The organism is Clostridium sp. (assembly GCF_051656525.1).
Taxonomy (GTDB): Bacteria; Bacillota; Clostridia; order Clostridiales; family Clostridiaceae; genus Clostridium.
The window spans coordinates 40556-67203 of sequence record NZ_JBOGCC010000283.1 but is presented as its reverse complement, the minus strand read 5'-3'; the positions used below and the strand labels follow the sequence as shown (position 1 = coordinate 67203).

General features: G+C 29.9%; 27 protein-coding genes and 5 tRNA genes. 4 read left to right on the top strand and 28 right to left on the bottom strand.

Annotated elements, in window-relative coordinates; all coding sequences use genetic code 11:
* Positions 1 to 55: 55 nt before the first annotated feature.
* From ACRDDY_RS14615 to ACRDDY_RS14590, 6 genes are all read right to left on the bottom strand, one after another.
* Positions 56 to 130: transfer RNA gene (locus ACRDDY_RS14615), tRNA-Thr, on the bottom strand.
* A 32-nt stretch (positions 131 to 162) separates the two neighbouring features.
* Positions 163 to 247, bottom strand: a tRNA-Tyr gene (locus ACRDDY_RS14610).
* Between the two features lie 3 nt (positions 248 to 250).
* Positions 251 to 325: transfer RNA gene (locus ACRDDY_RS14605), tRNA-Thr, on the bottom strand.
* Positions 326 to 349: 24 nt separating this feature from the next.
* Positions 350 to 425: transfer RNA gene (locus ACRDDY_RS14600), tRNA-Val, on the bottom strand.
* Positions 426 to 432: 7 nt separating this feature from the next.
* Positions 433 to 517: transfer RNA gene (locus ACRDDY_RS14595), tRNA-Tyr, on the bottom strand.
* A 163-nt stretch (positions 518 to 680) separates the two neighbouring features.
* Positions 681 to 1079, bottom strand: a complete 399-nt coding sequence (locus tag ACRDDY_RS14590) for a hypothetical protein (RefSeq protein WP_438565674.1) — start codon at positions 1077 to 1079, stop codon at positions 681 to 683.
* A gap of 115 nt (positions 1080 to 1194) precedes the next feature.
* On the opposite strand from ACRDDY_RS14590, the gene yyaC reads away from it, so the two are divergent.
* On the top strand, positions 1195 to 1719 hold the full coding sequence (gene yyaC / locus ACRDDY_RS14585) for a spore protease YyaC (RefSeq protein ID WP_438565673.1): 525 nt from the start codon (positions 1195 to 1197) through the stop codon (positions 1717 to 1719).
* A 55-nt stretch (positions 1720 to 1774) separates the two neighbouring features.
* On the opposite strand, the gene mreB is transcribed toward yyaC, so the two are convergent.
* The 8 genes from mreB to wecB form a co-directional block, all read right to left on the bottom strand.
* A complete protein-coding gene (mreB, locus tag ACRDDY_RS14580) occupies positions 1775 to 2809 on the bottom strand; it encodes a rod shape-determining protein MreB (RefSeq protein WP_438565672.1) in 1035 nt (344 codons plus the stop codon).
* Positions 2810 to 2900: 91 nt separating this feature from the next.
* Complete coding sequence (spoIIID, locus tag ACRDDY_RS14575) at positions 2901 to 3152, bottom strand: sporulation transcriptional regulator SpoIIID (protein ID WP_438542339.1); 252 nt, start codon at positions 3150 to 3152, stop codon at positions 2901 to 2903.
* Between the two features lie 78 nt (positions 3153 to 3230).
* Positions 3231 to 3959, bottom strand: coding sequence for a peptidoglycan DD-metalloendopeptidase family protein (locus ACRDDY_RS14570; RefSeq protein WP_438565671.1), 729 nt, complete (start codon positions 3957 to 3959; stop codon positions 3231 to 3233).
* 129 nt (positions 3960 to 4088) lie between these two features.
* Entirely contained in the window at positions 4089 to 5117 is a 1029-nt protein-coding gene (gene spoIID, locus ACRDDY_RS14565; RefSeq protein WP_438565670.1) for a stage II sporulation protein D, read from the bottom strand.
* A 136-nt stretch (positions 5118 to 5253) separates the two neighbouring features.
* Positions 5254 to 6513, bottom strand: a complete 1260-nt coding sequence (gene murA, locus ACRDDY_RS14560) for a UDP-N-acetylglucosamine 1-carboxyvinyltransferase (RefSeq protein ID WP_438565669.1) — start codon at positions 6511 to 6513, stop codon at positions 5254 to 5256.
* Positions 6514 to 6534: 21 nt separating this feature from the next.
* A complete protein-coding gene (locus ACRDDY_RS14555; protein WP_438565668.1) occupies positions 6535 to 7143 on the bottom strand; it encodes a hypothetical protein in 609 nt (202 codons plus the stop codon).
* 188 nt (positions 7144 to 7331) lie between these two features.
* Positions 7332 to 8510, bottom strand: coding sequence for an acetyl-CoA C-acetyltransferase (locus ACRDDY_RS14550; RefSeq protein WP_438565667.1), 1179 nt, complete (start codon positions 8508 to 8510; stop codon positions 7332 to 7334).
* Between the two features lie 126 nt (positions 8511 to 8636).
* Entirely contained in the window at positions 8637 to 9770 is a 1134-nt protein-coding gene (gene wecB / locus ACRDDY_RS14545; protein WP_438565676.1) for a non-hydrolyzing UDP-N-acetylglucosamine 2-epimerase, read from the bottom strand.
* 145 nt (positions 9771 to 9915) lie between these two features.
* Between wecB and ACRDDY_RS14540 the strand changes: the two genes are divergently transcribed.
* Entirely contained in the window at positions 9916 to 10410 is a 495-nt protein-coding gene (locus tag ACRDDY_RS14540) for a deoxycytidylate deaminase (protein WP_438565666.1), read from the top strand.
* 48 nt (positions 10411 to 10458) lie between these two features.
* Here ACRDDY_RS14540 and ACRDDY_RS14535 read toward each other — a convergent pair whose 3' ends face one another.
* The 13 genes from ACRDDY_RS14535 to ACRDDY_RS14475 all read right to left on the bottom strand — a co-directional run bounded on the left by ACRDDY_RS14535 (position 10459) and on the right by ACRDDY_RS14475 (position 23588).
* A complete protein-coding gene (locus tag ACRDDY_RS14535) occupies positions 10459 to 11394 on the bottom strand; it encodes an ABC transporter ATP-binding protein (RefSeq protein ID WP_438565675.1) in 936 nt (311 codons plus the stop codon).
* A 27-nt stretch (positions 11395 to 11421) separates the two neighbouring features.
* Entirely contained in the window at positions 11422 to 12414 is a 993-nt protein-coding gene (locus ACRDDY_RS14530; protein WP_438565665.1) for an ABC transporter ATP-binding protein, read from the bottom strand.
* 12 nt (positions 12415 to 12426) lie between these two features.
* On the bottom strand, positions 12427 to 13344 hold the full coding sequence (locus ACRDDY_RS14525; RefSeq protein ID WP_438565664.1) for an ABC transporter permease: 918 nt from the start codon (positions 13342 to 13344) through the stop codon (positions 12427 to 12429).
* A gap of 13 nt (positions 13345 to 13357) precedes the next feature.
* A complete protein-coding gene (locus ACRDDY_RS14520) occupies positions 13358 to 14305 on the bottom strand; it encodes an ABC transporter permease (RefSeq protein WP_438565663.1) in 948 nt (315 codons plus the stop codon).
* A 15-nt stretch (positions 14306 to 14320) separates the two neighbouring features.
* On the bottom strand, positions 14321 to 15958 hold the full coding sequence (locus ACRDDY_RS14515; protein WP_438565662.1) for a peptide ABC transporter substrate-binding protein: 1638 nt from the start codon (positions 15956 to 15958) through the stop codon (positions 14321 to 14323).
* A 252-nt stretch (positions 15959 to 16210) separates the two neighbouring features.
* The gene (locus ACRDDY_RS14510) at positions 16211 to 16765 is read right to left on the bottom strand and encodes a recombinase family protein (protein WP_438565661.1); all 555 of its coding nucleotides are present in this window, start codon (positions 16763 to 16765) and stop codon (positions 16211 to 16213) included.
* Positions 16766 to 17040: 275 nt separating this feature from the next.
* Positions 17041 to 17670 (bottom strand): uracil phosphoribosyltransferase, encoded by a 630-nt coding sequence (gene upp, locus ACRDDY_RS14505; protein WP_438565660.1) that lies wholly within the window; start codon positions 17668 to 17670, stop codon positions 17041 to 17043.
* A gap of 18 nt (positions 17671 to 17688) precedes the next feature.
* On the bottom strand, positions 17689 to 18138 hold the full coding sequence (rpiB, locus tag ACRDDY_RS14500; protein WP_438565659.1) for a ribose 5-phosphate isomerase B: 450 nt from the start codon (positions 18136 to 18138) through the stop codon (positions 17689 to 17691).
* 193 nt (positions 18139 to 18331) lie between these two features.
* A complete protein-coding gene (locus tag ACRDDY_RS14495; protein ID WP_438565658.1) occupies positions 18332 to 19375 on the bottom strand; it encodes an L-threonylcarbamoyladenylate synthase in 1044 nt (347 codons plus the stop codon).
* A gap of 19 nt (positions 19376 to 19394) precedes the next feature.
* Positions 19395 to 19982 carry a hypothetical protein gene (locus ACRDDY_RS14490; protein WP_438565657.1) on the bottom strand — a complete coding sequence of 196 codons (588 nt, stop codon included), beginning with the start codon at positions 19980 to 19982 and terminating at the stop codon, positions 19395 to 19397.
* A gap of 91 nt (positions 19983 to 20073) precedes the next feature.
* Positions 20074 to 21156, bottom strand: a complete 1083-nt coding sequence (gene prfA, locus ACRDDY_RS14485; RefSeq protein ID WP_438565656.1) for a peptide chain release factor 1 — start codon at positions 21154 to 21156, stop codon at positions 20074 to 20076.
* 57 nt (positions 21157 to 21213) lie between these two features.
* The gene (gene prmC, locus ACRDDY_RS14480) at positions 21214 to 22977 is read right to left on the bottom strand and encodes a peptide chain release factor N(5)-glutamine methyltransferase (protein WP_438565655.1); all 1764 of its coding nucleotides are present in this window, start codon (positions 22975 to 22977) and stop codon (positions 21214 to 21216) included.
* A 26-nt stretch (positions 22978 to 23003) separates the two neighbouring features.
* Positions 23004 to 23588: a thymidine kinase gene (locus ACRDDY_RS14475; RefSeq protein ID WP_438565654.1), complete on the bottom strand. Its 585-nt coding sequence runs from the start codon at positions 23586 to 23588 to the stop codon at positions 23004 to 23006.
* A 167-nt stretch (positions 23589 to 23755) separates the two neighbouring features.
* Here ACRDDY_RS14475 and rpmE point away from each other — a divergent pair, with 167 nt between their 5' ends.
* Positions 23756 to 23962 carry a 50S ribosomal protein L31 gene (gene rpmE, locus ACRDDY_RS14470; RefSeq protein ID WP_438565653.1) on the top strand — a complete coding sequence of 69 codons (207 nt, stop codon included), beginning with the start codon at positions 23756 to 23758 and terminating at the stop codon, positions 23960 to 23962.
* 110 nt (positions 23963 to 24072) lie between these two features.
* Positions 24073 to 25170, top strand: a complete 1098-nt coding sequence (locus ACRDDY_RS14465) for an MGDG synthase family glycosyltransferase (protein WP_438565652.1) — start codon at positions 24073 to 24075, stop codon at positions 25168 to 25170.
* A 26-nt stretch (positions 25171 to 25196) separates the two neighbouring features.
* On the opposite strand, the gene rho is transcribed toward ACRDDY_RS14465, so the two are convergent.
* Complete coding sequence (rho, locus tag ACRDDY_RS14460; protein WP_438565651.1) at positions 25197 to 26645, bottom strand: transcription termination factor Rho; 1449 nt, start codon at positions 26643 to 26645, stop codon at positions 25197 to 25199.
* Positions 26646 to 26648: the final 3 nt, after the last annotated feature.

The following is a 26648-nucleotide window of genomic DNA, read 5'->3' as shown; positions in this document are numbered from 1 at the left end:
GTTGCAACAGATTTACAGTCTGCCCCCTTTGGCCACTCGGGAACCCCACCTTATTTGGAGCTGGCAATAGGAATCGAACCTACAACCTGCTGATTACAAGTCAGCTGCTCTACCGTTGAGCCATGCCAGCAAATAAGTGATTTTAAATTTCTAAAAATAAAATGGTGGTGGGAGAAGGATTCGAACCTTCGAAGCAAGTTGCAACAGATTTACAGTCTGCCCCCTTTGGCCACTCGGGAACCCCACCTAATGGAGCTGGCAATAGGAATCGAACCTACAACCTGCTGATTACAAGTCAGCTGCTCTACCGTTGAGCCATGCCAGCGCATGTTTATCATTTTATTTTTAATGGTGGTCACAACAGGGATCGAACCTGTGACCCCCTGCTTGTAAGGCAGGTGCTCTCCCAGCTGAGCTATGCGACCAGAATAATGGTGGTGGGAGAAGGATTCGAACCTTCGAAGCAAGTTGCAACAGATTTACAGTCTGCCCCCTTTGGCCACTCGGGAACCCCACCTTATTTTTTTCATTTTTCGGTGACAAATCGCCAACCGACAATAGTTAGTATATATTCATACTCTATTATTTTCAACTTCCATTTTATCTATTCTAATAAGATTAACTCTACATATTTCTTCTTTACTCTTTTTTTCTTTGTATTATTCACATATATGTTTTTTCTACATTTCCTTATATTTTTCAAATATCTCACATATACTCTTCCAATCGGATTCTAACATTCTTATTCTCATTAATTCCACAGCCTCTCTTATATTACCTTCTTTTATAGCCTCCTCCACTTTCATTAAGTCTATCGTTGAAAGCGTCTCTAATTTTTTATTTACTTTTACTTTATCATCTTGGATCATATTTTTTTTCAAGCTTAAAATTTTTGCTTTACTTTCTTCTCTTTCAATACTTTTCTTTTCTTCTATCTCTTCTATCCCTTCTATCTCTTCTATTTCTCCTATACTATTATTTCCTGCATTACTTTCCATGCTTCCCGGTTCCCAAACAAACATAAAATACATAGTTAAAGAAGTTAAAGTCAATAATATTATTACCAATATTTTCTTCATTTTTTTCACCTCTTTATAATTACTATCCATAAATCTAATTATTTATTCAATAGTTCAATTTTCTGTATATATATCTTTTTTGTTGAATATATTATCATTGGGAGGTGATTATAGCTTGAAATCTATTATTCCATTTGACTCTAAAAATCCAATTAAGGATTTAAGTGAAATTCTAAAACAACATATAAATGAAGATTTAATTATTGTTTGTATTGGAACAGATAAATTTATTGGTGATTCATTAGGTCCCATTATAGGATCTTTACTAACACACTATAATTTTCCTTATCCTGTATATGGTACTCTTCACACACCTATTCATGCATTAAATTTAAATAAATCACTTTCTAATATAAAAAAACTTCATCCCTCTTCCTATATTATCGCAATAGATGCTTGCTTAGGGACAAGCAGTCAAGTCGGTGATATTTGTGTTCGAGATATTCCAATCTCTCCTGGAAAAGGTGTTGGTAAAAAGTTAAAAGATGTTGGTGATTTATCAATTATAGGAATAGTTGCTAAAAATGACTATGAAAGCTTTCTTTCTTCTAATTCTATTCGGCTTTCTTTTATTTATGATTTAGCTTCCATTATATCTAAATCATTAATTTCGGCTATTAACTCAAATTATATGCCTTGAGGGATTCCTTTGAGGCATATAATTTTCACAAAAAAAAGTGCTTAAAAAAAGCACTCTAATCAATTAATATAACTTCTCCATCATTTATAGATGAACTTAATTTATCTATATAACCTAGAACCATTCCAGTCCCTTCTGCAACAGCTTCAATTGAATTTTCTGCTATATGAACATTTAATCCTGTCTCCTGTTCTATTAGCTTATCTAATCCATGAATTAATGCTCCTCCACCTGTTAAAAGAATTCCTTGCTCTATTATATCTACTATCAATTCTGGTGATGTTTTTTCAAGGATAACTTTTACCCCTTCAACAATCACTGTTACAGGCTCTTTTAAAGCTTCTCTTATTTCAATTGATTTTAAAATTAATTGATCCGGTAAGCCTGTTATCATATTTCTCCCTCTAACAATTGCTTCAGAATCAAATGAATCCTCATAAACAGAACCTATCGAAACTTTAATCTCTTCTGCTGTTTTCTCTCCAATCATTAATTTATGTCTATTTCTTACATACCTAATAATTGCTTCATCAAATTTATCACCTGCTGATTTGATTGATGTTCTAAGTACAATGCCTCCTAATGAAATAACTGCAATATCACAAGTCCCTCCACCAATATCAACTATCATACATCCATTAGGCTTCGTTATATCTAGCCCAGCACCAATCGCTGCTGCTAATGGTTCTTCAATTAAATGTACTTCCTTTGCACCGGAATTTTTTGCAGCATCAATTACAGCTCTTTTCTCAACTTCTGTAGCCATTGATGGTATACATATCATAACTTTTGGTGTTGTGATTCTTTTATTTCCACATACCTTAGTTATAAGTTCTTGTAACATTTTTTGAGTAACATCATAGTCAGAAATAACTCCATCTTTTAATGGTCTCACCGCTACTATATTCCCTGGCGTTCTTCCTATCATTTGTCTTGCTTCTCTTCCTACCGCTAAAATCTTACCTGTATTTTTATTAATTGCAACAACAGACGGTTCTTTCAGAACTATTCCTTTACCTTTCATATATACTAATACAGTTGCAGTTCCTAGGTCTATTCCTAAATCAATTCCATTTTTCCAAAACCACATAATTCTCACCCTTTTCTTTTTTCTTGAAAATTATCTAATATTTTCCTAGCTATAGTTTAAATTATATATTGAATAGGGCTTTATTTCAACATTATTCTGCAGTTTTATATTTCATTTTAGTAGCTTTTCCACCTCTAATATGTCTTTCAGACTTATTAATTTCTAGCACAGAATGTGTTTGCTCTGCTATTGTAGGATTTATTTTGGGTAATCTTTCTGTCATATCCTTATGAATTGTACTTTTACTTACTCCAAAAACCTTGGCTGTTTTTCTTATAGTTGCTTTTGAATCAATTATATATTGTGCTACCTCTAACACTCTTTCCTCAATATAGTCTTTCATTTTTTCCTCCTTTAATTTACATTATTCCTTTATTATTAGTATTAATCAGTCACTTTATTCAAATGACTGATTAATATTTTATTTTTTATATGAAAAATATTTTACTGGATCTATTTCTACATCTTTATTATCTTTATTCATATACATTTTTAAATGTATAAAATCACATTTTAATGCAGCACTTAGACTTTGAGCTGTCTTTCCTACTTTTCCTATAATTTGACCTTTCGTTACTTTGTCACCTTTTTTTACACTTAACTTTGCATCTAAATTACTATATTCTGTTTTCATTCCATTTATATGCTTAATAGTTACTGTAGTTCCAAACATCACATTATTATTTTCAACATTTTCTATCACTCCAGCTTCTGCTGCCTTAATATCAGTACCTAATTTTGCACTTATAGATAAACCACCGAACATATCACTTCTTTTTCCATCTTCTGAAATAATTGCGTCATCATGTCCCTTTACTAATTTCCCTTCCACTGGCTTTGTAAAAGAGACTTCTGGTTTTGAATTTACTGCTTTTGATATTTCTTTTTCTTTCTCTACTCTTTCAGAGTTTTCCATGACCTTATTACTTGCTTCTTTATCTTCTGGTATTTCTAACGCTACTTCTTTCTCTGGTTTAGTTTGAGTATTTTCTTTATTTGCGTTTACATTCTTTAAAATTACTATTCCAGAAATAAGAGATATGCATATACCTGCAAAAACTGCTATATATATCCCTTCTTTTTTAGTAACCTTCTTGTCCTTGAAATATTCCTTCATTTTGTTTCCTATTTGTGTCATTTTATCTTTCATAAAAATCAAACACCTCCTAATTTTAATTCTGTCCAAATTTATTTTATTTAATCAATTTTACCCAATTTTATTATTTGAAAATAAAAAAGGTGATATTTGATTATTAACCCAAATATCACCTTTTATTCATTATTTAAATATAATTTTTTTTACTTCTATACCTTTATAATAGTGTTTTAAAATTTCTTCATACTTCTTCCCATCTTTAGCCATTACATTCGCGCCCCATTGACTCATTCCAACACCATGCCCGCTTCCTTTCATTAAAATTTTAACTTTATCTTTAAAGTATTCTAATGTAAAATTTGCTGAATTTAAATCATATGCTTTTCTAAACTCTGTTCCCTTCACACTTCTTTTACCAAATTTTATCTCTTCTACAGCTCCTCCTTCCGTTCTACTTACAATTTCCACATTACTTTTTATATTATTTGTATTAATATTTGCATTAAACTTTTTATTTGCTATATTTACAAACTCTTGATTTGTAAGTGTCTTTTCTGCTACATATTTAGGCGATATACTTTCACCTGGACTTTCCGTTGACTTTAAATAAGGAACTGCCGACACAAAAATATCCTCTGAATTTTCTGTTTTTCCTGAACTTGTTGAAAAAAATTGTGGATATTTTATTATTTCATTTTCATACGTTATCACTTGTCCCTCTGTTTCTTTAACTATTTTTTCTAATTTCTCATAATTCTTTTTTGCTACTTTTTTATCCCATTGAGCCATTCTTTCTTCCTTATTCATATACACTTGGCAATGAATTTGATCACAAATATCTGCTCCTTTAGCATTTTCACACTTACTCTCTCTTTTTGACATATAATATGTTCTAGCTGCTATAGCTTGCGCTTTTAATGCTTCATTTTCAAAATCTATTGGCATCTCTCCTGATAAAACTCCCATAACATATTTTTCTAAGTCTATCCTTTCTTTTTTTCCACTCTTAGTTCTATATACAATTATATTTTCACTTCCCTTAATCTCTATATATGGATTATCTTTTTTTTCTTTAATAACTACTTCCTTAGCACCTTCTATAGTTATACTATCTCCTAATATAAATCTTGGAAGAACCAATAAACAAGCTATTATCACCCCTGTTGTAACTCCAATAATAATTATATTCTCTTTTACTTCTCTTTTATTCAAGCCTCTACCTCCAACATATCTCCTCTAAACTATATATATGTTTTTCTTTTAACTTTATTACTTACACATTTTATTTTATGTAACTATACCTTTTCTCAAAAATATTTAAGAGGCCATCTTTTACGATGACCTCTTCTTATAATTTTATTCTTTCTATATCTACTCCAAGCTTTCTAAACTTCTCTTCTATATTTTTATAACCCCTATCTATATGATAAATTTCTCCAACGTCTGTTTCTCCATCAGCTACTAATCCTGCTAATATTAATGCTGCACCTGCTCTTAAATCAGTTGACTTAACTGAACATCCTGTAAGCCTTCCTCCTCCTTCTATGACTGCTGTACGCCCATCAATCTTTATATTAGCTCCCATCCTTTGTAACTCACCTACATGCATAAATCTATTTTCAAAAACAGTTTCTGTAATAAGACTTGTTCCTTTAATCGTAGATAAAAGTGCCATCATCTGTGGTTGCATATCTGTTGGAAACCCTGGATGTGGTAATGTTTTAATATCTGCTACACACTTATCATATCTTCCATCTACTATTATTCCATTTTCCTCTTCTGTAACTACAACACCACACTCTTTTAATTTCTCTATAATAGGAGTTAAATGTTCCTCATTTACTTCATTTATTTTTATCATACTATTTGTAATCGCTGCTGCTACCATAAAAGTTCCAGCTTCTATTCTGTCATATATTGGTTTATGAGTAACTCCCCTTAAACTATCTACACCTCTTATTATAATTTTTCTAACTCCTGCACCATAAATATTTGCACCCATCTTATTTAAAAATTCTGCTAAATCCCATATTTCTGGTTCGTCTGCAGCATTTTCTATTATTGTTGTACCCTTTGCAAGAACTGCTGCCATAATTATATTTTCTGTTGCTCCTACTGATGGAAAATCTAAATATACCCTATTTCCAATAAGCTTTTTAGCCCTAGCTTCAACAAAACCATGTCCTATCTTTATTGTTGCACCTAATGCTTTAAAACCTTTCAGATGTAGTTCTATTGGCCTACTACCGATATTACAGCCTCCTGGAAGAGATATTTTACACTTTCCAAACCTTGCAAGCATAGGTCCCATAATTAAAAAAGATGCTCTCATCTTTCTAACTAAATCATTTGCTTCTTCTAAAGGATTTATATTTTTTGAATCTAAAATAAGCTCACTAGTTATTTCTGAGTATTCAACCTCACCATTTAATTCTTTTATTAATTCTGTCAAAACATATACATCTTCTAACATTTTTATATTTTTTAATGTTACTTTTTCTGTACATAGTAAACTTGCTGCTATTATTGGTAACACTGAATTCTTAGCCGAACTTATTTCAACCTCTCCATTCAATTCCTTAGTTTCTTTTATAATTATCCTTTCCATACCTTCCTCCATAAAAAATTTTTAGTATGTTGTAAATATTACTGGAGTTCCAATTATTAAATATAAGCCTGTATCATAATTGATTAATCCAAAATTCACTGTTTCATTACCTACTTTATTCTTCCATGTATACCCATTTTCTATTTTAAGATTATCTACATTATTATTTTTTATATTCTCTAGTATTAGTTCTTTTTCTGACTCTAATACCCTTCCTTTGTAATAACTAAATATTTTTATATTTTCAGTATTTTTAGATGTTGCTTTTTGAAGTTCTTTTCTGATTTTTAAGCTTGAATACTTTTCATTTTCATTCTCTGTAGTTAAGCTAACATAAGTCTTCCCTCTTTGCTTTGATAAATTTATATTTATAGATATCCTTCCTATAAGCTTCAAATTAAATTTATCTTGTTCTATTATCTTATAAGACTTTATATATATATCTTTTAATCGTTCTTTTTCCGCCTCTATTTCCTCTAAAGAAGTATACTGAAGCCTTACACCGTTTGAATCATACTCTGTTATATCTTTAACTTCTCCTTCTAACTCATAATATGATTTTGTAGTTGTACTGCCTACTGTAACCATCATTAAAATTAAGAAGAGAAACATCATTACCTTTTTTATCATATCTTTCTCACCTTCCCTCTTAATTATGGTCACATTCTTTTTTTTTTATACATTATCTTTTATAATTTAGTATATCCTTTTATGTTATTTTTGGTTACTATATTATGTTTTTCTAGTCTTAAAACGACAAGAAATGCACTGAAAATTATTTACAGTGCATTTCTTTATATTAAATATTTTAATTTATATTATCTTTCAACAATTATTGCTGTTCCAAGTCCGCCACCTATACATAATGTAGCAAGACCTCTTTTAGAATCTCTTTTTTCCATTTCATGTAATAATGTTACAAGAATTCTAGCTCCAGATGCTCCAACTGGGTGTCCTAAAGCTATAGCTCCACCATTTACATTAACTTTATCCATATCAAATTCTAAGTCTCTAGCAACAGCTAAACTTTGTGCAGCAAATGCTTCATTAGCTTCAATTAAATCTATATCTTTAATTTCTAAATTAGCTTTTTCTAAAGCTTTTTTAGTTGCATAGAATGGTCCATACCCCATAATTGCTGGATCTAATCCTCTTGAACCATATGAAGTAATTTTAGCCATTACTTTAAGTCCTAATTCTTCTGCTTTTTCAGCACTCATTACTACAAATGCAGCAGCTCCATCATTTATTCCTGAAGCATTACCGGCAGTTACAGTACCATCTTTTTTAAAAGCTGGTTTTAATTTTCCTAAACCTTCAACAGTTGCACCGAATCTTGGATATTCATCTGTATCAAATATTTTTGGCTCACCTTTTCTTTGTGGTATAACAACTGGTACTATCTCATCTTTGAATTTTCCAGCTTTTATAGCTGCTTCTGCTTTATTTTGAGAATTAACTGCAAATGCATCTTGCTCTTCTCTTGATAAGTTCCATCTTTCAGCTATGTTTTCAGCTGTAATTCCCATATGGTACCCATTGAATGCATCTGTTAAAGCATCGTTGATCATTGTATCAACCATTTTACCATCGCCCATTCTTTGACCCCATCTTGCTGTTTTTAAAGCATAAGGTGCTTGTGACATACTTTCCATTCCACCTGCTACAATAACATCAGCATCTCCAGCTTTAATCATTTGAGCTGCTAAACTAACTGTTCTTAATCCTGAACCACAAACTTTGTTTATTGTCATAGCTGAAGTTTCTACTGGTAATCCTGCTTTTATAGTTGCTTGTCTAGCAGTATTTTGCCCAAGACCTGCTTGAATAACATTTCCCATTAATACTTCTTCTACTAATTCCGGTTTAATTCCAGCTCTGTTTACAGCCTCCTTTATAACTAAAGCTCCTAAATCTACTGCTGAAACATCTTTTAAAGATCCTCCAAAGCTTCCTAGTGCTGTTCTTACAGCACTAACTATTACTACATCTCTCATCTTCATAAACCTCCAATATATAATTAAAATATTTTTATTTTTAATCTTTGTTAAACTCTTAACATACTTTAATTATAACCATTACTTCCATAATAATCAAGGTTTTTTTGTTAAATTTTAAACAAACTATTCCATATACTCTTGGACTTCTTTTGTAGACATTCCAAAATATAACTCTATCGCATCACATATTCTCTTTGAAGCTAAACCATCTCCATATGGATTTACAGCTTTACTCATTTCTTCATAAGCTTTTGCTTCTCTTATTAGTGCATTTGCCTCATCTGTTATTTTAATAACATCAGTTCCCACTAATTTTACAGTTCCATAAGAAACTGCCTCTGGTCTTTCAGTAACATTTCTTAAAACTAATACTGGTTTTCCTAAGTGTGGTGCTTCTTCTTGTAATCCACCTGAATCTGTCATTACCATAAAACATTTATTCATTAAATTATGAGTTTCTTTTGTATCTAATGGACTTAATAAATGTACTCTCTCTTTATTACCAAGTTTTGCATGAACTACATCTTTAACAACAGGATTTAAATGTACTAAGTAAACTAATTCAACATCTTCATTTTCATCAACTATTTTGCCAAGTGCATCACAAATATTATCTATTCCTTCTCCCCAATTTTCTCTTCTATGGGCAGTTATCATTATTACTTTTTTATTTTCAAAATCTATTTTATTTAATTCTTCATTTTCAAATGTATAATTTTCTTTTACAGTATGCTCCATAGCATCAATAACAGTGTTTCCTGTTATAAATATATCTTTTTCTGGAACGCCCTCTCTAAGTAGATTGTTTTTTGAACCTTTTGTTGGTGCAAAATGTATATCCGCAAGTGCTCCTGTAAGCTTTCTATTCATTTCTTCTGGAAATGGAAAATATTTATCAAAAGTTCTAAGTCCTGCTTCAACATGCCCTACTTTTATTTGTTGATAAAAAGCAGCTAAACCACCTGCAAAAGTTGTTGTTGTATCACCATGAACTAAAATCATATCTGGCTTTTCTTTTATAAAAACTTCTTCAAGTCCTTCTAAAACCCTATTAGTTATTCCTGTAAGAGTTTGCTTTGTTTTCATAATATTTAAATCATAATTAGGCTCAATTTCAAAATGTTCTAAAACTTGATCTAACATTTCTCTATGTTGTGCCGTTACACATACTAATGATTCTATACCCTCTCTTTTTTCTAGTTCTTTTACTAATGGTGCCATCTTTATAGCTTCTGGTCTTGTTCCAAATATAGTCATTATTTTTTTCAATTTAATTTCCTCCTATTTATACATGGTTTAATTCTATTTTAAACTTTGATAAGTTATTTCTCTTTTTCCTCTTTTTTATTATAATGTACTTACAAGTTAAAAACAATTACAATACTTTTAAGGAGTGATTTATATGAAAAGAGCTGATTTCATCTCTTGGGACGAATATTTTATGGGGCTTGCTCTATTATCTGCAAAGAGAAGTAAAGACCCTAGTACTCAAGTTGGAGCTTGTATAGTAAGTAAAACTAATCGTGTTTTATCAGTTGGCTATAATGGTTTTGCCTTTGGTTGCTCTGATGATGAATTCTCTTGGGAAAGAGATGGAAATTTTTTAGAAACAAAGTATCCTTATGTTGTTCATGCTGAAGTAAATGCAATACTTAACAATAGAGGAGTTTCATTAGACGGTGCTAAATTATATGTTGCATTATTCCCATGTAATGAATGTGCTAAAGCAATAATTCAAAGTGGAATAAAGCAAGTTATATATTTAAGTGATAAATATGCCGATACTGATATCGTTAAAGCTTCAAAAAGAATGTTTAATTCAGCTGGCGTGACTTTAACTCAATTAACACCATCCATAGATAAGATTGAATTATCCTTTAATTTAAATGATATCTAAATTAAAAATGCTAGTACAATTATAAATTGACTAGCATTTTACTTTTTATTAATCATACAGATGACATGCTACAAAATGATTTTTCTCTACTTCTTTTAATTTTGGCATAGTCTCTATACATACCCTCATACATTTTTCACATCTATTTGCAAATTTACATCCCTTATATTCAGACATCGGATTTCCTACTTCACCTTCAATTTTTACTTTCTCTAATTTTTCATCTTCCATTGTAGGAATTGCTGACATTAAAAGTTTTGAGTATGGATGTCTTGGATTTCTATATAATCCTTCACTTGGTGCTATTTCTATTAAATTTCCTAAATACATCACACCTACTCTATCTGAAATATGTCTAACCATAGATAAATCATGTGCAATAAATAAATACGTTAAACCTAATTTTCTTTGTAAATCAATCAATAAATTTACAACCTGCGCTTGAATTGATACATCTAGTGCTGATATTGGCTCATCACATACTATAAATTGTGGTTCTACAGCTAATGCTCTAGCAATTCCTATTCTTTGTCTTTGTCCCCCTGAGAATTCATGTGGAAATCTTCCTGCATGACTCTTATTTAATCCTACTAAATTTAAAAGTTCATATACTCTATCTTCTCTCTCTTTTCCTTTATAAAGTTTATGTATATCTATACCTTCTGCTATTATATCCCCCACAGTCATTCTAGTATTTAACGAAGCATATGGATCTTGAAATATCATTTGTGCTATTCTTGATTTTTCTTTTCTATCTTTTAATTTTTTATTTTTTAAAGGCTTCCCATTTAAAATTATTTCGCCATCTGTTTTTTCATATAATCCTATAACAGTTCTTCCACAAGTTGTTTTACCACAACCTGATTCTCCAACTAAACCTAATGTTTCACCTTTATTTATATAAAAACTTATATCATCTACCGCTTTTAAAGTCTTATTTTTTCCCACCTCAAAATATTTTTTTAAGTTCTTAACCTCTATCATTTTTTCAGACACAATAACCGCCCCCTTTTACTCTATATCTTGTGCATATTCATGAGTTAACCAGCAATATGTGAAATGAGTATCTGTTAAATCTGTTTTCTCTGGCATAGCTTCTCTACAAATCTCCATTGCATACTCACACCTATCACAGAATGGACATCCTACTGGAGGTTCTAATAAATCTGGTGGTGTTCCTCCTAAAGCATATAATTCACTTTTTATGCTACTAGTTAATGTAGGCATTGATTTTAATAATGCCCATGTATATGGATGCTTTGAGTTTTTAAAAACCTCATCTACAGTACCACCTTCAATTATCTTCCCTGCATACATAACATTAATTCTATCTGCAAACTCTTTAACTACTCCTAAATCATGAGTTATTAAGATTATCGATGTTTCTGTTTTCTCTTTTAATTCATTTATAAGTTCCATTATCTGTGCTTGAATTGTTACATCTAACGCAGTAGTTGGTTCATCTGCAATTATAATCTTAGGCATACATGCAATTGCCATTGCAATTACAACTCTTTGCCTCATTCCTCCTGATAATTCAAATGGATATTGATTTACTCTTTGCTCTGGATTTGTTATGTGTACTGCCTTAAAAAGTTTTATAGTTTCCTCCCTAGCTTCTTTACTACTCATATTTTTATGAAGCTTTAAAACCTCACTAACTTGCTTTCCTAATTTCATTGTTGGATTTAATGAAGTCATAGGATCTTGAAATATCATCCCCATTTCTTTTCCTCTAATTTTTCTTAAATCTCTATTAGATAATTTAGTAATATTTTTATCATTGAAGTTTATTTCTGACCTTTTATCTATATCAACTATCTTTTCTGGCAATAATCCCATTAAAGATTTTGCTGTAACACTTTTTCCTGAACCTGACTCTCCTACTATTGCTAGCATTTCCCCTTTTTCCAAGTCAAAGTTTACACCTCTTACTGCTTTTACAACACCAGCATAAGTATTAAAATTTATATTTAAGTCTTTCACTTCTAATAACTTTTCCATTTTAATTTCCCCCTATCTTCTTAACCTTGGGTCTAATGCATCCCTTAATCCATCTCCAAAAAGATTAAATGTAAGCATTGTTAATGCAATTGCTACTGCTGGGAAAATAAGTTGACTTGGATAAAATAACATAACTTGCTGTCCTGCTGATGCCATTGCTCCCCAGCTTGTTTCTGGTGGTTGAATTCCTAATCCTATAAAGCTTAAAAATGCTTCTGCAAAAATATAACTTGGAATATCAAATGTAATATATACAATTATTATTCCTATTGTATTTGGTAACATATGTTTTAATATTATTCTAAAAGAACTTGCACCTAATGCTTTTGATGCCATTACATATTCTGAATTTTTAAGCCTCATCACTTCACCACGAACCATTCTAGCTATTCCTGTCCATCCAGTTAATACTAATGCTATAATTAGTGGTACTATTCCATTTCCAAGTCTAACTGCAATTAATATTACAATTATTAAATATGGAATACTATTTAATATCTCTACGATTCTCATCATTACAGCATCAACTTTTCCTCCAAAGTATCCACTAATTCCTCCATATAGCACTCCAAATGTACATTCAATAAATGTACCTACAAATGCTATAAGTAATGAAATTCTCCCCCCAATCCAGATTCTTGAAAATAAGTCCCTTCCTAGACTATCTGTTCCAAACCAATGCTCCCATGAAGGACCTTGATTCATAGCATCTAAATTTTGAACTTTATAAGTGTCTCCGGCAATCATTGGTTGAAATATACACATTATCACTAAAAATAGTAATATTCCTAATGATACTACAGCTACTTTATTTTTCTTAAGTCTTCTCATTGCATCTTGAAAATATGTTAAGTTAGGTCTCTTTATTTCTTCACTTCTATTTTTATCTATTCCTATTCGCTTAAATTTATCTCTAGTTATTTCAGCCATATATTTCTCCCCCCTATGATTTTCCTAATTTTATTCGTGGATCAATTAAACTATATAAAATATCTACAATTAATATTGATAATATAAATAATGCTGAGAAAAATATTGTAAGTCCCATTATTACGTTATAGTCTTTAGTATAAATTGCATCAATTAAAGCATTTCCAATCCCAGGTATTGCAAAAATTCTCTCTATAACTACTGTACCTGTTATAATAGTTGCTATTTGAGGTCCTAATATTGTTATTATTGGTAGTATTGAATTTCTTAAAATATGCTTTAATGAAATATCTTTAAATGATAGCCCTTTTGCTTTAGCTGTAAGAATATAATCTTGTCCTATTACATCTAAAACTGATGTTTTCATATATCTTGAGTATGTAGCTATTCCTCCAAAACAAAGTGCTATAGTTGGTAATATAGTAAACTTAAATCTTTCTAAAAAAGGTGTTGCACTATCATACCAGCCTGCAATTGGTATTCCTGCTTTTCCCCCTAAGAAAGCTTGTATAAGTGTCGCTAGTACAAAACTTGGAATAGAAACTCCAAGAATTGCTACAAGCATTACACCAAAATCTATAAATGTACCTTTTTTAAAACCTGCTATTACTCCTAAAATTACACCAATAACTAATCCAACACATACTGCTCCAATTCCAATCCTTGCAGATGCTGGAAAGTTTTCTTTTATTTTTTCATTTACTGTAACACCTGGTGTTACAAAAGATTCCCCTAAATTTCCTTTTAATAAACTCTTTAAGTAAATTACATACCTTTCACCTATTGGTTTATCTAATCCATATTTCTTTTCCATAGCTTCTGCAACATCCTTTGGAAGTTTTTTTGCTTGAGAACTAACTGGATTTCCAGGCATACTATTCATTAAGAAAAACGTTGCTGTAATTACTACAAATAAAGTTATTATCATTAACCCTATTCTTTTTCCAAAGTACTTAATCATTATTTTTCACTCCTTTTATGAAACTGATGTCCATCTTAACTGATACAGACCTCCAAATCTAGGTAATTCTAATCCTTTAACATTATTATGTTGGAATGAATAAACCTCAGTAAAATAGCTTGGTGCCATTGCTGGATTATCCACCATTTCAATTTGTTCTACTTGCTTATAAATATTTAACTTTTCTTTATTATCAGTAACATTTTCTAAACTTTTTAGTAATTTATTTACTCTCTCATCATTATATCCACCGTAGTTACTTCCATTTTCAGGAGTAAATAAATCTAAAAATGTCATTGGGTCATTATAATCTGCACCCCAACCAGCACTTGCCATTTCAAATTCTCCATCCCCCATTTTCTTTAAGAAATCTGAAAAATCTGCTGCATTTTCTAATTCTACATCTACACCTATAGTTTGTTTCCAAACATTTTGCATATATTCACCTTGCATTTTACTTGTTGCATCACTATTTTGTAAAAGATACTTTATTTTATATTTACTTGGATCTTCATTCATTCCAAGCTCTTTTAATCCCTTTATAAATAAATCTTTTGGATTCTCATTTTTTACTGCTTCTAAAGGTTGTGGTACTTCTTTTCTATAATCAAAATCACCAACATTAATTCCATCTGGAACCATTCCATAAGCTGGAATATTTCTTTTCATAACCTTCTCTGTAAGTCCTTCTCTATTAACAGCTAAAGATAGGGCTAGCCTTATATTTTTATTGCTCATTAATTTATTTTCTGACTTCAAGTTAAATTGAGTATAAAATACTGAAGATCCAGTCTCTTCAATTTCACTCCACTTTCCTTCTGTTGCTCCATCTTTTAGTGGTTTTAAATATTCACCTGTTCCAGCCATTACATCAATTTGATTGCTTACAAACATTTTATATACTGTATTAGGTTCCTTTATTTCCATAAATTTTGCTTCATCTAATTTAATATCTTTTTCATTCCAATAATTCATATTTTTACTTAAAATTATTTTTCCACCTTTTTGCCATTCTGAAATTATAAATGGACCACTATATACTTGTGTATCCACTCCTGAACCATACTTGCTTCCATTCTTTTCAACTATATCTTTTCTCTGGGGTGCTAAGGCTGGAAATGCTATTATTTGAGTAAAGTATGCTACTGGTCTTTCTAACTTAACTACAATTGTATTTTCATCTGGTGTTTCTATTCCCACCTTATTTTCATCTACTTCTTTATTAAAGTATTCCTCTCCATTTACTACATCAAATAAAAAGAATGAGTACGAACCCCCTGACTCTGAATTTAACAATCTCATCCATGCATATTTATAATCTTCTGAAGTTATAGGTTTTCCGTCACTCCACTTTAAATTATTTCTTAATTTAAATGTGTATGTTTTTTTATCATTACTTACACTATAACTTTCAGCAGCTCCTGGAATAATTTTATTATCTTTATAAAGCAATAAATTTTCCTGAGTATTTTGTATTATATTAAAGGAAATTTGATCACTTCCTTTTACTGAATCTAACGTCTTTATAGATCCCGTAACTAACTTTATAGTTTTCTTTCTTTCACTAGTATCTTTATCACTTTCACTACATCCAACTACTATAAATGCTGATATTACTACTAATGATAGTAAAGCAATTATTTTTTTCTTCATTATGTGACTCCCCCTTCAAAACTTCTTAATAAAATATTATCAAATTACATACTCTATTGTTATTTACATTCTGCAAATAAAATATAAACTTTAACTATATATTATTATTTGACATTTTTAATTTTATTTCATTTTATTTTTTTGCATTTTTTTTAATATTTTATCAATGATGTCTTTTGTAGGTATACATATGTTTTTGACACTTGTTTTTGACACTAAAAAAGACTACCAAATTGGTAGTCTCCTAAATATTTATCTTTCTCTCTTACTTTCTCTAATTAAAGTACTTCTACTTATTTTAGTTAATTGACTTACTTCAGTGTAACTCATTTTCCCTCCATATATAGTTAGTAAACTTAAAGCGTTTTTTATTTGTTTCTCTGAATATTTTTTAGGTCGTCCTTCTCTATATCCTTTATTTTTTCGTACAATTTCTTTTCCTATATTTGCAACTTCAGTTTTCTGATCCTTATCTAATTTAACTATAGCTTTAATTGTTTTTAATATTGAATTTTCGCACGAATTATTTATTATACCTAAGTCTAATACATGAATACTTCCCTCTTTAAAGATTATTCTTTCTATTATATTTTCACACTCATTTACTTTTCCTGAGATTTGAATAAGACTTTCTATAACAACTATATCATCCTTCTGTATTCTATCAATTAGCCTAATTAAATTAACTTTTTTATCATTATATCCTTCTATCTTGTCATAAAAAATTTTTCTACATCCATACTCTTGCAATTTTTTTATTGCTTCATCTAAATTTTTATCATTTACTCTCACATATCCATACTTCATCCATGTTCTCCCATACTTTTGAAACTTATTTTTGATATAGCTTTTCATCACTAATATAGATTTTTTTACTAAAACTTACATATTACACTTACCTACTCAAAAAATTTAATATGAATTTAATACCTATTTTTTACTCTTATATTTTTAATTATATCTCCTATTTATTATGAATTTTATTTCTTTTTTGTATCATTTTTTTAAATTTTTTATTAATTATAATTTTTATGCATAAAAAAAGAACCCAAATTAATGAGTTCTTTTATTTATACTTTAAATTATTTTGTTCCAAATAATCTATCTCCAGCATCTCCAAGTCCTGGAACTATATATCCATGCTCATTTAATTTCTCATCTATTTGAGCTACATATATATCTACATCTGGATGCATTTCTTTCACTACTTTTATTCCTTCTGGTGAAGCTATTAAACACATAAATCTAATGTATCTAGCCCCTCTTGCTTTTAACATTGTTATAGCATCTGCTGCTGATCCACCTGTTGCAAGCATCGGATCTACTAAAATCACTTCTCTCTCTGCTATATCTTGAGGCATTTTACAGAAATATTCTACTGGTTGTAAAGTTTCTTCATCTCTGTATAATCCAATATGCCCAACTTTAGCTGCTGGTATTAAATTTAAAACTCCATCAACCATTCCAAGACCCGCTCTTAAAATTGGCACAATTGCTAATTTCTTTCCTGCAAGCATTTTACATGTTGCTTTGCAAATTGGTGTTTCAATTTCTACATTTTCCATTGGTAAATCTCTTGTTACTTCATATGCCATTAACATAGACACTTCTGAAACTAATTCTCTAAAATCCTTTGATCCTGTTTCTTTATTTCTTATAAACGCTAATTTATGAAGAATTAATGGATGATTTATTTCTACTATTCTACTCATTTTTATTCCTCCTATCTTCTACTTTCCATATTTTTCTTCTATTTTTGTTAATTTATCAAGTCTACCTTGGTGTCTTCCACCTTCAAACTCTGCATTTAAAAATGTATCTACTATATCTAATGCAAGTCCTGCTCCTACAACTCTTTGTCCCATCGCTAGAATATTAGCGTTATTATGTTGTCTTGTTGCATGTGCACTAAATGTATCACTACAAAGTGCTGCTCTAATTCCAGGTACTTTATTAGCAGCTAAACTAATTCCTATTCCAGTTCCACATACCAATATTCCAAAATCAAATTCCTTTGCCTTAACTGCTTCTGCTACTGGAAGTGCATAGTCTGGATAATCACATGAATCATTTGTCATTGGACCAAAATCCTTAACTTCATATCCTTTTTCTTTCAAATGTTTAATTATTTCGTTTTTTAACTCAAAACCGCCATGGTCTGAACCTAATGCAATTTTCATAACCTTTACCTCCAAAATTTATATTATGTATATAAAAAAAGAAAGTAGTAAATATAACATATATTATATCTTCTTCTTTCTTTCATATATCAGTAAAACAGGACAACTATCCCTCTTAAATTTTTATTTAAATTTTTTTGTATTCTATTATTCTTGCTAAAAATTAAATTTTTCATTTTTACTTCTCCTTTAATTAAACATTAATAATATCATACCCAGCTGCTTTATTTAATCTATTCATTATGGCAATTCCTAATCCTTTTTCTTCAAAACCTTCTGCAAGGATTATATCAACACCAATTTCATTAAACTTTCTTAATGCTTCAAATAGATTACTTGCAACTTCATTTAAATCATTATAGCTACCAATTACTATCTGCTCTCCTAAATCATAGCTACCTTTTGATTCTGTTGCTAAGAGTATTCCAACCCTCTTCCCTTCATCTTTATAATTGTGTACCATTTTTCTTATTTTTTCAATAGTTTTTTCACGATTTCCCATAATTATTTTAAGTTTTGCATTTGGCGCATAATGTCTATACTTCATGCCTGGTGCTTTCGGCTTAAATTCTTCACTATTATTTAAAAGCCCTTTATCTATAATTATGTTCTCATCTACCTCTTTTAACATTTCTAAAGTTAATCCACCTGGCCTTAAAACTATTGGTGGATTTACAGTACAATCTACAATTGTAGATTCAAGTCCTACATCACACTTTTCTCCACCTATTATATAATCAACCTTACCATCTAAATCTTCAACACAAACTTCTAAAGTTGTAGGACTTGGTCTTCCACTAATATTTGCAGATGGTGCTGCTATTGGAACTCCTGATTCTTTAATAAGTTCTAAGGCTACTTTATTATCAGGCATTCTGATTCCTATAGTATTTAAGTTTGCGCTTGTCTCCATAGGCACTATATCTTTTTTCGCTAATATAAGAGTTAATGGCCCTGGCCAAAATTTATCTATTAATTTCCCAGCTATCTCAGGTACATTTTTAACATACCTACTAATATCCTTTGATGCTACATGAATAATCAATGGGTTGTCTTGCGGCCTTCCTTTTGCTTCAAATATTTTTTTCACACAATTTCCTTTTAAAGCATTTGCTCCAAGTCCATATACTGTTTCTGTTGGAAAAGCTACTATTCCATCATTTTTGATACACTCTGCAGCTTCTTTTATTTTCTCTTTATCATTTACTCCATTTAAAACATAGACTTCAGTTTTCATTTTCTTTTCCACTTCCTTCTTAGTCTATTGTATAACCTCTAGCTATTTTTATACTTTGGATAGCTTCCTCTGTATATGATGCTTTAGCACAATATGTATAAATATCACCTAGCAATGGATATTTTTTAAGTCCACCTTTTTTTATTATCAAATAATAGTACTTATTCTCTGGATTTATATTTATAACTTTCCTATATTCATGACTTATTTTAGGATATTTCTTAAAAAGTCCTTCAACTACTGGCTTAAGTCTACTATTTCTAAATTTTATTGTGCTTATAATAATCAATTTTACATCATCTTCTATTCCTTCTGTATGAACTACCGCTACTTGATCACATAATATTAAATTTTTCTTTCCAAATACTCCACATTTAAAAATTAACTTATTATTTTTATACTCATATTCTATTTTATATCTATCAACTCTTTTTAATATTGCAAGACCTATAAGAAGCTCCATTCCAATTACATAAGCTATAAAAAATCCTTCTTTTATTCCAGTTAACCATAATGATGCCGGTAAAAGAATTGCTAATGCTACCATTAAAATATAAAATCTTTCTCCCCGTCTTTTTTCTACCCTTAATGCTTTATTTATATCCATTTAAGAGCCCTCTCCCTTTTGTTTTTCTATAACTAAAGGTGAATAGCATAATTTTGCTAATTCACCTTTGATTTCTATGTTTAAATACTTATTATTGTGCTGTATTTCCCATAAGTTTCATTTTTTCTGCTTGATCTGCAGTTATAAGTGCTGTTAATACTTCTTCAATATCTCCATTTAAGAATGTATCTAACTTATAAAGAGTTAATCCTATTCTATGGTCTGTTATTCTTCCTTGTGGATAGTTATAAGTTCTTATTCTCTCACTTCTATCTCCAGTACCAACTTGTGATTTTCTATCTTCTGCAATTCCAGCTCTTCTTTCTTCTTCAGCTAATTCATATAATCTTGCTCTTAATACTTTCATAGCTTTCTCTTTATTCTTAAGCTGTGATTTTTCATCTTGACATGAAATAACTATTCCTGTTGGAATATGTGTAAGTCTTACAGCTGAGTCAGTTGTATTTACACATTGTCCTCCATTACCTGATGCCCTAAATACATCAAATTTAATATCTTTATCATTAACTTCAACTTCAACATCATCAACTTCTGGAAGTACTGCAACTGTAGCAGTTGATGTATGAATTCTACCACTTGATTCTGTGTCTGGAACCCTTTGAACTCTGTGAACTCCACTTTCATATTTAAGTTTTGAGTATGCACCTTGACCTTTAATCATAAATACAACCTCTTTAAATCCACCAATTCCAGTTTCATTTGCATCCATAAGTTCAACAGTCCATCTATTACTTTCTGCATATCTTGTATACATTCTGAAAAGATTTGCTGCAAATAATGCTGCTTCATCTCCACCTGCACCTGCTCTGATTTCAACAAATACGTTTTTATCATCATTAGGATCTTTAGGTAAAAGTAATATTTGAATTTCATTTTCTAATCTATCTCTTTTTTCTGTTAATTCATTGATTTCCTCATGAAGCATTTCTCTCATTTCTCTATCTGATTCTTCTTCAAGCATCATTTTATTATCATCTAATGCTTCTAATGTAGCTTTATAATCTCTATAAACACCAACTAATATTTCTAATTCTGCATGTTCCTTACATAACTTTCTCCACTCAGCTTGATTTGCCATAATTGACGGATCACTGATTTTTACTGAAAGTTCATCATATTTATTCTCTGTAAATGCTAATTTATCTAATAACATATTTTCTCACTCCGTACTATTTTTTTTCATATTCTTTAATTATATCACAAATTCTCTTTAATTTTCAACAAAATACTTCCCAATTACAACCCTATCTAAAGATGCTAAGTCTTTTATAACTTCAACGCCCTTATACCCTACATTCTCCATAAGGTTTTTTACATCTTCTCCTTGGTCATGACCAATCTCAAAAGCTAGTATTCCATTATCTTTTAACACATCAAGACTTTGCTCTATAATTTTTCTATAAAACATAAGACCATCATCTCCACCACTTAGAGCTGTATGAGGCTCATAATTTCTAACATCGTCCATCAAGCCTTCTATTTCTTCTTCCTTTATATATGGTGGATTTGAAACTAATATTTCATATTTTTTTCCTTCTTTAATGACTTCTTCTAAAAGATCACTTTTTACAAATTTTACTCTATCTTCTAAATTAAGTTTTTCTATATTTTCTTTTGTCATTTTTTCTGGTACATCATAATAATCAATTTCATCTACACTTATATTTTTTCTAAACTCTGCAAGCGCTATTCCAATTGCACCACTTCCTGAACAAAGATCACATACTGCTATAGTTGAATTTTCCTCAATTTCCTCTAAAACTCTTTCTACTAAAACTTCTGTATCTCTTCTAGGAACTAATACTCCTTCTTGAATATTTAATGTAATCCCCATAAATTCTACATATCCTAAAATATATTGCATAGGCTTCTTTTTCATTCTTTCCTTAATCAACGAAAAATAAACTTTTTCATCTGAATGGCTTACTTCTTCCTCTCCATTCATAAGTAAATATAATCTATCTTTGTCTAGTACTTTTCCTAATAATAATGTTGCGTCAAGTCTTGATGTTTCTATACCTTCTTTTTCCAATTTTTTAGTTCCTAGATTTATTAAATCTAAAATCATCTTTTTATCCTCCGGTATTCCTTCTGCCGTTTTTAATGCTTTTATAGCCACCTCTATTTGCTTATCGTTTGGCTCTCTTGTAGTTAATTTTTGAAGTTTTAATCCTGGCGTTGCAATAATTTTAGCTAAAGAATTTTCATTCTTACCAAGCCATTTTATTATTTCATAACTAATTCCAGATACAAATGGAATTAATATAATTCTTAAAATTAATCTTTGAAAAAATCCACCCCATCCAGTAACAGTAAATAAAATTATACTTACAAGCATTACTAAAAATATAAAATTAGTTCCACATCTTGGATGGAATCTTGAATATCTCCTTACATTTTCTACAGTTAATTTTTCTTCATTTTCATAACAGAATATAGTCTTATGTTCTGCACCATGATATTGAAACAATCTATTTATATCATCAAGCTTTCCTATACCATACATATACCCTATAAGTATCCCTATCCTTATTATAGCTTCAATTATATTTAAAGTTATATCTCCAAATCCAAAAACTTTAAACAAAGATGCTATTGCTGTAGGTATTGCTAAAAATATTATAGCTGACATTATTAATGATAGAAATATTGTGAAACCAATTATTATATCATTTGATTTATCTCCAAATTTTCTACGAAGAAAATCTTCAATTTTAGATTCCTCGCAATCCTCAAAAAAACTTGCTGAATAATTTAATGCCTTAATGCCCTGTACTAAAGAATCAATTAATATAAATATTCCTCTCAAAAATGGAATATTTAACATTTTATGTTTTTTAGCAATTGGACCTGTATATTTCATATCTACTTCTATCTTACTACTATCAATCCTTACTGCTGTAGCTATTCCCTTAGTGCCTCTCATCATAACACCTTCTAATACAGCTTGACCTCCAACATCACATTTTCTCAATCCCCTACCCCCCTTATTCTTTTTTATTACATTTCTTTAAACTTAAAGTAACAATTTCCACATAATGATTCATATTGAACATCATCATTATTATCTATGGCAACCTGTTCACCTTCGAAAACAAACTTACCATTTATCATTCTTGCATTTACAACAGCTTTATTTCCACACTTACAAATAGTTTTCATTTCCTCTATACTGTGTGCAATAAGTAAAAGTCTTTCACTACCTTCAAATCCATTCATTTTAAAATCTGTTCTTAATCCATAACATATAATCGGTACATTATGTTTTACTGCTATTTCAAATAATTGGTCTATTTGATATGCTTTTAAAAATTGTACTTCATCTACTAATATACAATTTAATTTTCCTTTTTCTTTTATATCTTCCCCTATTATCTCTACTATATTATTATTTTCTTTAATCACATAATCAACATCTCTAGAAACTCCTAATCTTGAAACAAGTTTATTTCCCCCCTTTGTATCTGTAAAAGGTTTTATTAAAACAATTCTCATTCCTCTCTCTTCATAATTGTATGCAACTTGCATTAAATGTGTTGATTTTCCTGAGTTCATAGCCCCATATCTGAAATATAATTTACTCACTTTTTTATCTCTCCCTCTATCTTTATGTTATGTAATTTTGATTATATCATTTCTATAAATTTATAACAAAAAATATTTTTCCATTGTCTCACTTATTGACGAGTATACACTCGTATGCTATACTCAAATAGTTAATTTAAGAATATTATTAAAAAGAGGTGAAAAATATGAAACAAGGCATACATCCAGAATACCATCATGATGCTGTGGTTAAGTGTGCATGTGGAAACACTTTTATAACTGGTTCTGTTAAACCTGAATTAAAAGTAGAAATATGTTCAAAATGCCACCCATTCTTCACTGGTAAGCAAAAAATCGTTGATGTTGGTGGAAGAGTTGATAAATTCAACAAGAGATTCAACCTTAACAAATAAGAAATTTAGGGAAAGACTTTGTCTTTCCCATTTTTCTTATGTGTGTACATGTTTTCATATATCTTTTTAAAGATTTAATTAATAATTTTATACAAAGCGAGTGAATTTAAATGAAAAAAGTTTTAATCTTATCTGCTTCAACTGGCCAAGGCCATAATCAAGCTGCTAGCTCATTAGATGATGCTTTTAGAGAAAAGGGGTTTCAAACATCAAGACATGACTTTTTAGAAGGCAGTAGTAAGCTTCTACTTTCATTAGTTGTTGGTTCTTACGAAGTTTCAGCTATGAAATTTCCACTAGCTTATGGACTATTTTATCGTATTACTAATAATGCTTTAGCTAATAAAACCTTAGCCTTATTTTTTACATTTGTAAAAAGAAGGTTATTCAACGTAATACAGTCTGAAAAACCTGATTTAATTGTTACTACTCACCCACTTAGTATTTGCTTAATTGCAGGTCTAAAAAGAATGGGGATCAATGCACCGTTTGTATCAATTGTAACTGATTTCAAAGCTCACTATACATATATTAGTCATAAAACTGACCTTTATATAACTGGTAGCAATTTCACTAAAAAATATCTTATATCTGATGGAATAAAACCTGAAATTATATATCCTTTAGGTATTCCTATAAAGAAAGAATTTTTCCATACTGATCCTAATGTAGAAAGTTTAAAAAATGATGATTATTTTAATATTTTACTTATGAGTGGAAGTATGGGGCTTGATAGTATCTCTTTAGTCGTAGAAGAACTTTTAAAGAATAAACATAAGCTTAGAGTTACTGTTATATGCGGAAATAATAAAGAACTAAAAAAGAATTTAGAATTACATCTTAATAAAGAATTTAAAGATAAAAAAATTCATATAATTGGATTTTCAAAAGATATTAATTATTTTATGGAATATTCTGATATATTAATTTCAAAACCTGGAGGATTAACAGTTACTGAATCATTAGTTAAAGATTTACCACTAGTAATCCCATTTGTTATACCAGGTCAAGAAACTGATAATGCTAGATTTTTAACATCAAATAATCTTTCATTAAAGCTCGACCATATTAATGAAGTTAATTCTCTAATAGATTCTTTAATTGATAATCCTGATAAACTTATGGAATTAAAGAAAAATATTAATGGTCTAACTTCAACTTATTCAATTGATAAAGTTGTTGAAGTATCTTCTAAATTAATAAAGTGATACAAGATTTTTCTTGTATCACTTTATTATTTGCTTATTTTCCCAAAAACTTGAACAAATTCCGCATTGTTTTTTGTTTTTGAAAGTATTTTTAATAAGTTTTCTGTTACATTATCACCATTTCCATCTGCATACATAGTTTTTCTTATATTATATGAAACATCACGTTCCTCTGGTGTTAATAGTAAATCTTCTTTTCTAGTTCCCGATTTATAAATGTCAATAGCTGGGAATATCCTTCTCTCTTGAAGTCTTCTATCTAAATGAACTTCCATATTTCCTGTCCCTTTAAATTCTTCAAAAATCATATCATCCATTCTTGATCCTGTATCTACTAAAGCAGTTGCAAGTATTGTAAGACTTCCACCTTCTTCAATATTTCTTGCTGCACCAAAGAATTTTTTAGGCATTATTAAAGCACCTGGATCTAGTCCTCCTGAAAGAGTTCTTCCTGTTGGTGTTATAGTTAAATTATATGCTCTTGAAAGTCTTGTTAAGCTATCTAAAAGAATTATTACATCTTGTCCTTGCTCAACCATTCTTTTTCCTCTTTCTAGAACCATTTGTGCAACTTTAGCATGATTTTGTGGCTCTTCATCAAAAGTTGAATATATAACCTCTCCCTGTATAGACCTTTGCATATCCGTTACTTCTTCTGGTCTCTCGTCTATTAATAATACTATTATTTTTACATCCGGTGCATTTTCACTTATGTTTTGAGCTACTGTCTTTAAAAGTGTTGTTTTCCCTGCCTTTGGTGGTGCAACTATTATTCCTCTTTGTCCTTTTCCAATTGGACAAATTATATCCATTAATCTAGTTGATAAATCTTCCATCTTACCTTCTAATTTTATTCTTTCCGTAGGATATATTGGGGTAAGCTTTTCAAATCTAGTTCTTCTTATAGCTTTTTCAGGACTTTCATCATTTACTTTGTCAACATAAATTAATGCTTTAAACTTCTCACCCTCTTTTGCTTCTCTAGCTTTCCCTACAAGCATATCTCCAGTTGATAAATTAAATCTTCTTATTTGTGCTGGTGATACATATATATCTCCACTACTACTTAAATAGTTTTCTCCTCTTAAAAATCCAAAGCTATTATTTTCTTGTATTTCTAATATTCCTGAAACTGTTTGAACATCAGAAGAAAAACCATCATTTGTTCTATTATGATTTGAGTAATTATTATTTCCATTATGATTGTTTTGATAGCCACTATTATTTGAGTAATTATTATTTCCTGAATTACTATATACTCCAGTTTCTCTCTGCTTCGGTGCTATTTTCTCTCTTAATACTACACCTTGTTTTGTAGTAGTCTCTTCATTTTTATCATTATTAGATAATTTAACTTTCAAAATCTCATCAATTAACTCATCTTTTTTAAATTTAGATATATTTTTTATTTCTAACTCCTTAGCTATTTCTTTTAATTTTGCTAAGGTCATTTCTTTGTAAACTTCTTTAGTCAAAGT

What these genes read in the sequence shown, in the direction of transcription:
- ACRDDY_RS14570 (WP_438565671.1), bottom strand. Translation starts at nt 3,959, where the DNA reads ATGAAAGATAAAATGACACAAATAGGAAACAAAATGAAGGAATATTTC.
- ACRDDY_RS14525 (WP_438565664.1), bottom strand. Translation starts at nt 13,344, where the DNA reads ATGGCTGAAATAACTAGAGATAAATTTAAGCGAATAGGAATAGATAAA.
- ACRDDY_RS14555 (WP_438565668.1), bottom strand. Translation starts at nt 7,143, where the DNA reads ATGATAAAAAAGGTAATGATGTTTCTCTTCTTAATTTTAATGATGGTT.
- ACRDDY_RS14510 (WP_438565661.1), bottom strand. Translation starts at nt 16,765, where the DNA reads ATGAAGTATGGATATGTGAGAGTAAATGATAAAAATTTAGATGAAGCA.
- wecB (WP_438565676.1), bottom strand. Translation starts at nt 9,770, where the DNA reads ATGACTATATTTGGAACAAGACCAGAAGCTATAAAGATGGCACCATTA.
- ACRDDY_RS14530 (WP_438565665.1), bottom strand. Translation starts at nt 12,414, where the DNA reads ATGGAAAAGTTATTAGAAGTGAAAGACTTAAATATAAATTTTAATACT.
- murA (WP_438565669.1), bottom strand. Translation starts at nt 6,513, where the DNA reads ATGGAAAGGATAATTATAAAAGAAACTAAGGAATTGAATGGAGAGGTT.
- mreB (WP_438565672.1), bottom strand. Translation starts at nt 2,809, where the DNA reads ATGTGGTTTTGGAAAAATGGAATTGATTTAGGAATAGACCTAGGAACT.
- ACRDDY_RS14550 (WP_438565667.1), bottom strand. Translation starts at nt 8,510, where the DNA reads ATGAGAGATGTAGTAATAGTTAGTGCTGTAAGAACAGCACTAGGAAGC.
- rpiB (WP_438565659.1), bottom strand. Translation starts at nt 18,138, where the DNA reads ATGAAAATTGCATTAGGTTCAGACCATGGCGGTTTTGAGTTAAAAAAC.
- ACRDDY_RS14520 (WP_438565663.1), bottom strand. Translation starts at nt 14,305, where the DNA reads ATGATTAAGTACTTTGGAAAAAGAATAGGGTTAATGATAATAACTTTA.
- ACRDDY_RS14540 (WP_438565666.1), top strand. Translation starts at nt 9,916, where the DNA reads ATGAAAAGAGCTGATTTCATCTCTTGGGACGAATATTTTATGGGGCTT.
- spoIIID (WP_438542339.1), bottom strand. Translation starts at nt 3,152, where the DNA reads ATGAAAGACTATATTGAGGAAAGAGTGTTAGAGGTAGCACAATATATA.
- prfA (WP_438565656.1), bottom strand. Translation starts at nt 21,156, where the DNA reads ATGTTATTAGATAAATTAGCATTTACAGAGAATAAATATGATGAACTT.
- rpmE (WP_438565653.1), top strand. Translation starts at nt 23,756, where the DNA reads ATGAAACAAGGCATACATCCAGAATACCATCATGATGCTGTGGTTAAG.
- ACRDDY_RS14495 (WP_438565658.1), bottom strand. Translation starts at nt 19,375, where the DNA reads ATGAAAACTGAAGTCTATGTTTTAAATGGAGTAAATGATAAAGAGAAA.
- ACRDDY_RS14535 (WP_438565675.1), bottom strand. Translation starts at nt 11,394, where the DNA reads ATGATAGAGGTTAAGAACTTAAAAAAATATTTTGAGGTGGGAAAAAAT.
- ACRDDY_RS14465 (WP_438565652.1), top strand. Translation starts at nt 24,073, where the DNA reads ATGAAAAAAGTTTTAATCTTATCTGCTTCAACTGGCCAAGGCCATAAT.
- upp (WP_438565660.1), bottom strand. Translation starts at nt 17,670, where the DNA reads ATGAGTAGAATAGTAGAAATAAATCATCCATTAATTCTTCATAAATTA.
- ACRDDY_RS14490 (WP_438565657.1), bottom strand. Translation starts at nt 19,982, where the DNA reads ATGGATATAAATAAAGCATTAAGGGTAGAAAAAAGACGGGGAGAAAGA.
- ACRDDY_RS14515 (WP_438565662.1), bottom strand. Translation starts at nt 15,958, where the DNA reads ATGAAGAAAAAAATAATTGCTTTACTATCATTAGTAGTAATATCAGCA.
- ACRDDY_RS14590 (WP_438565674.1), bottom strand. Translation starts at nt 1,079, where the DNA reads ATGAAGAAAATATTGGTAATAATATTATTGACTTTAACTTCTTTAACT.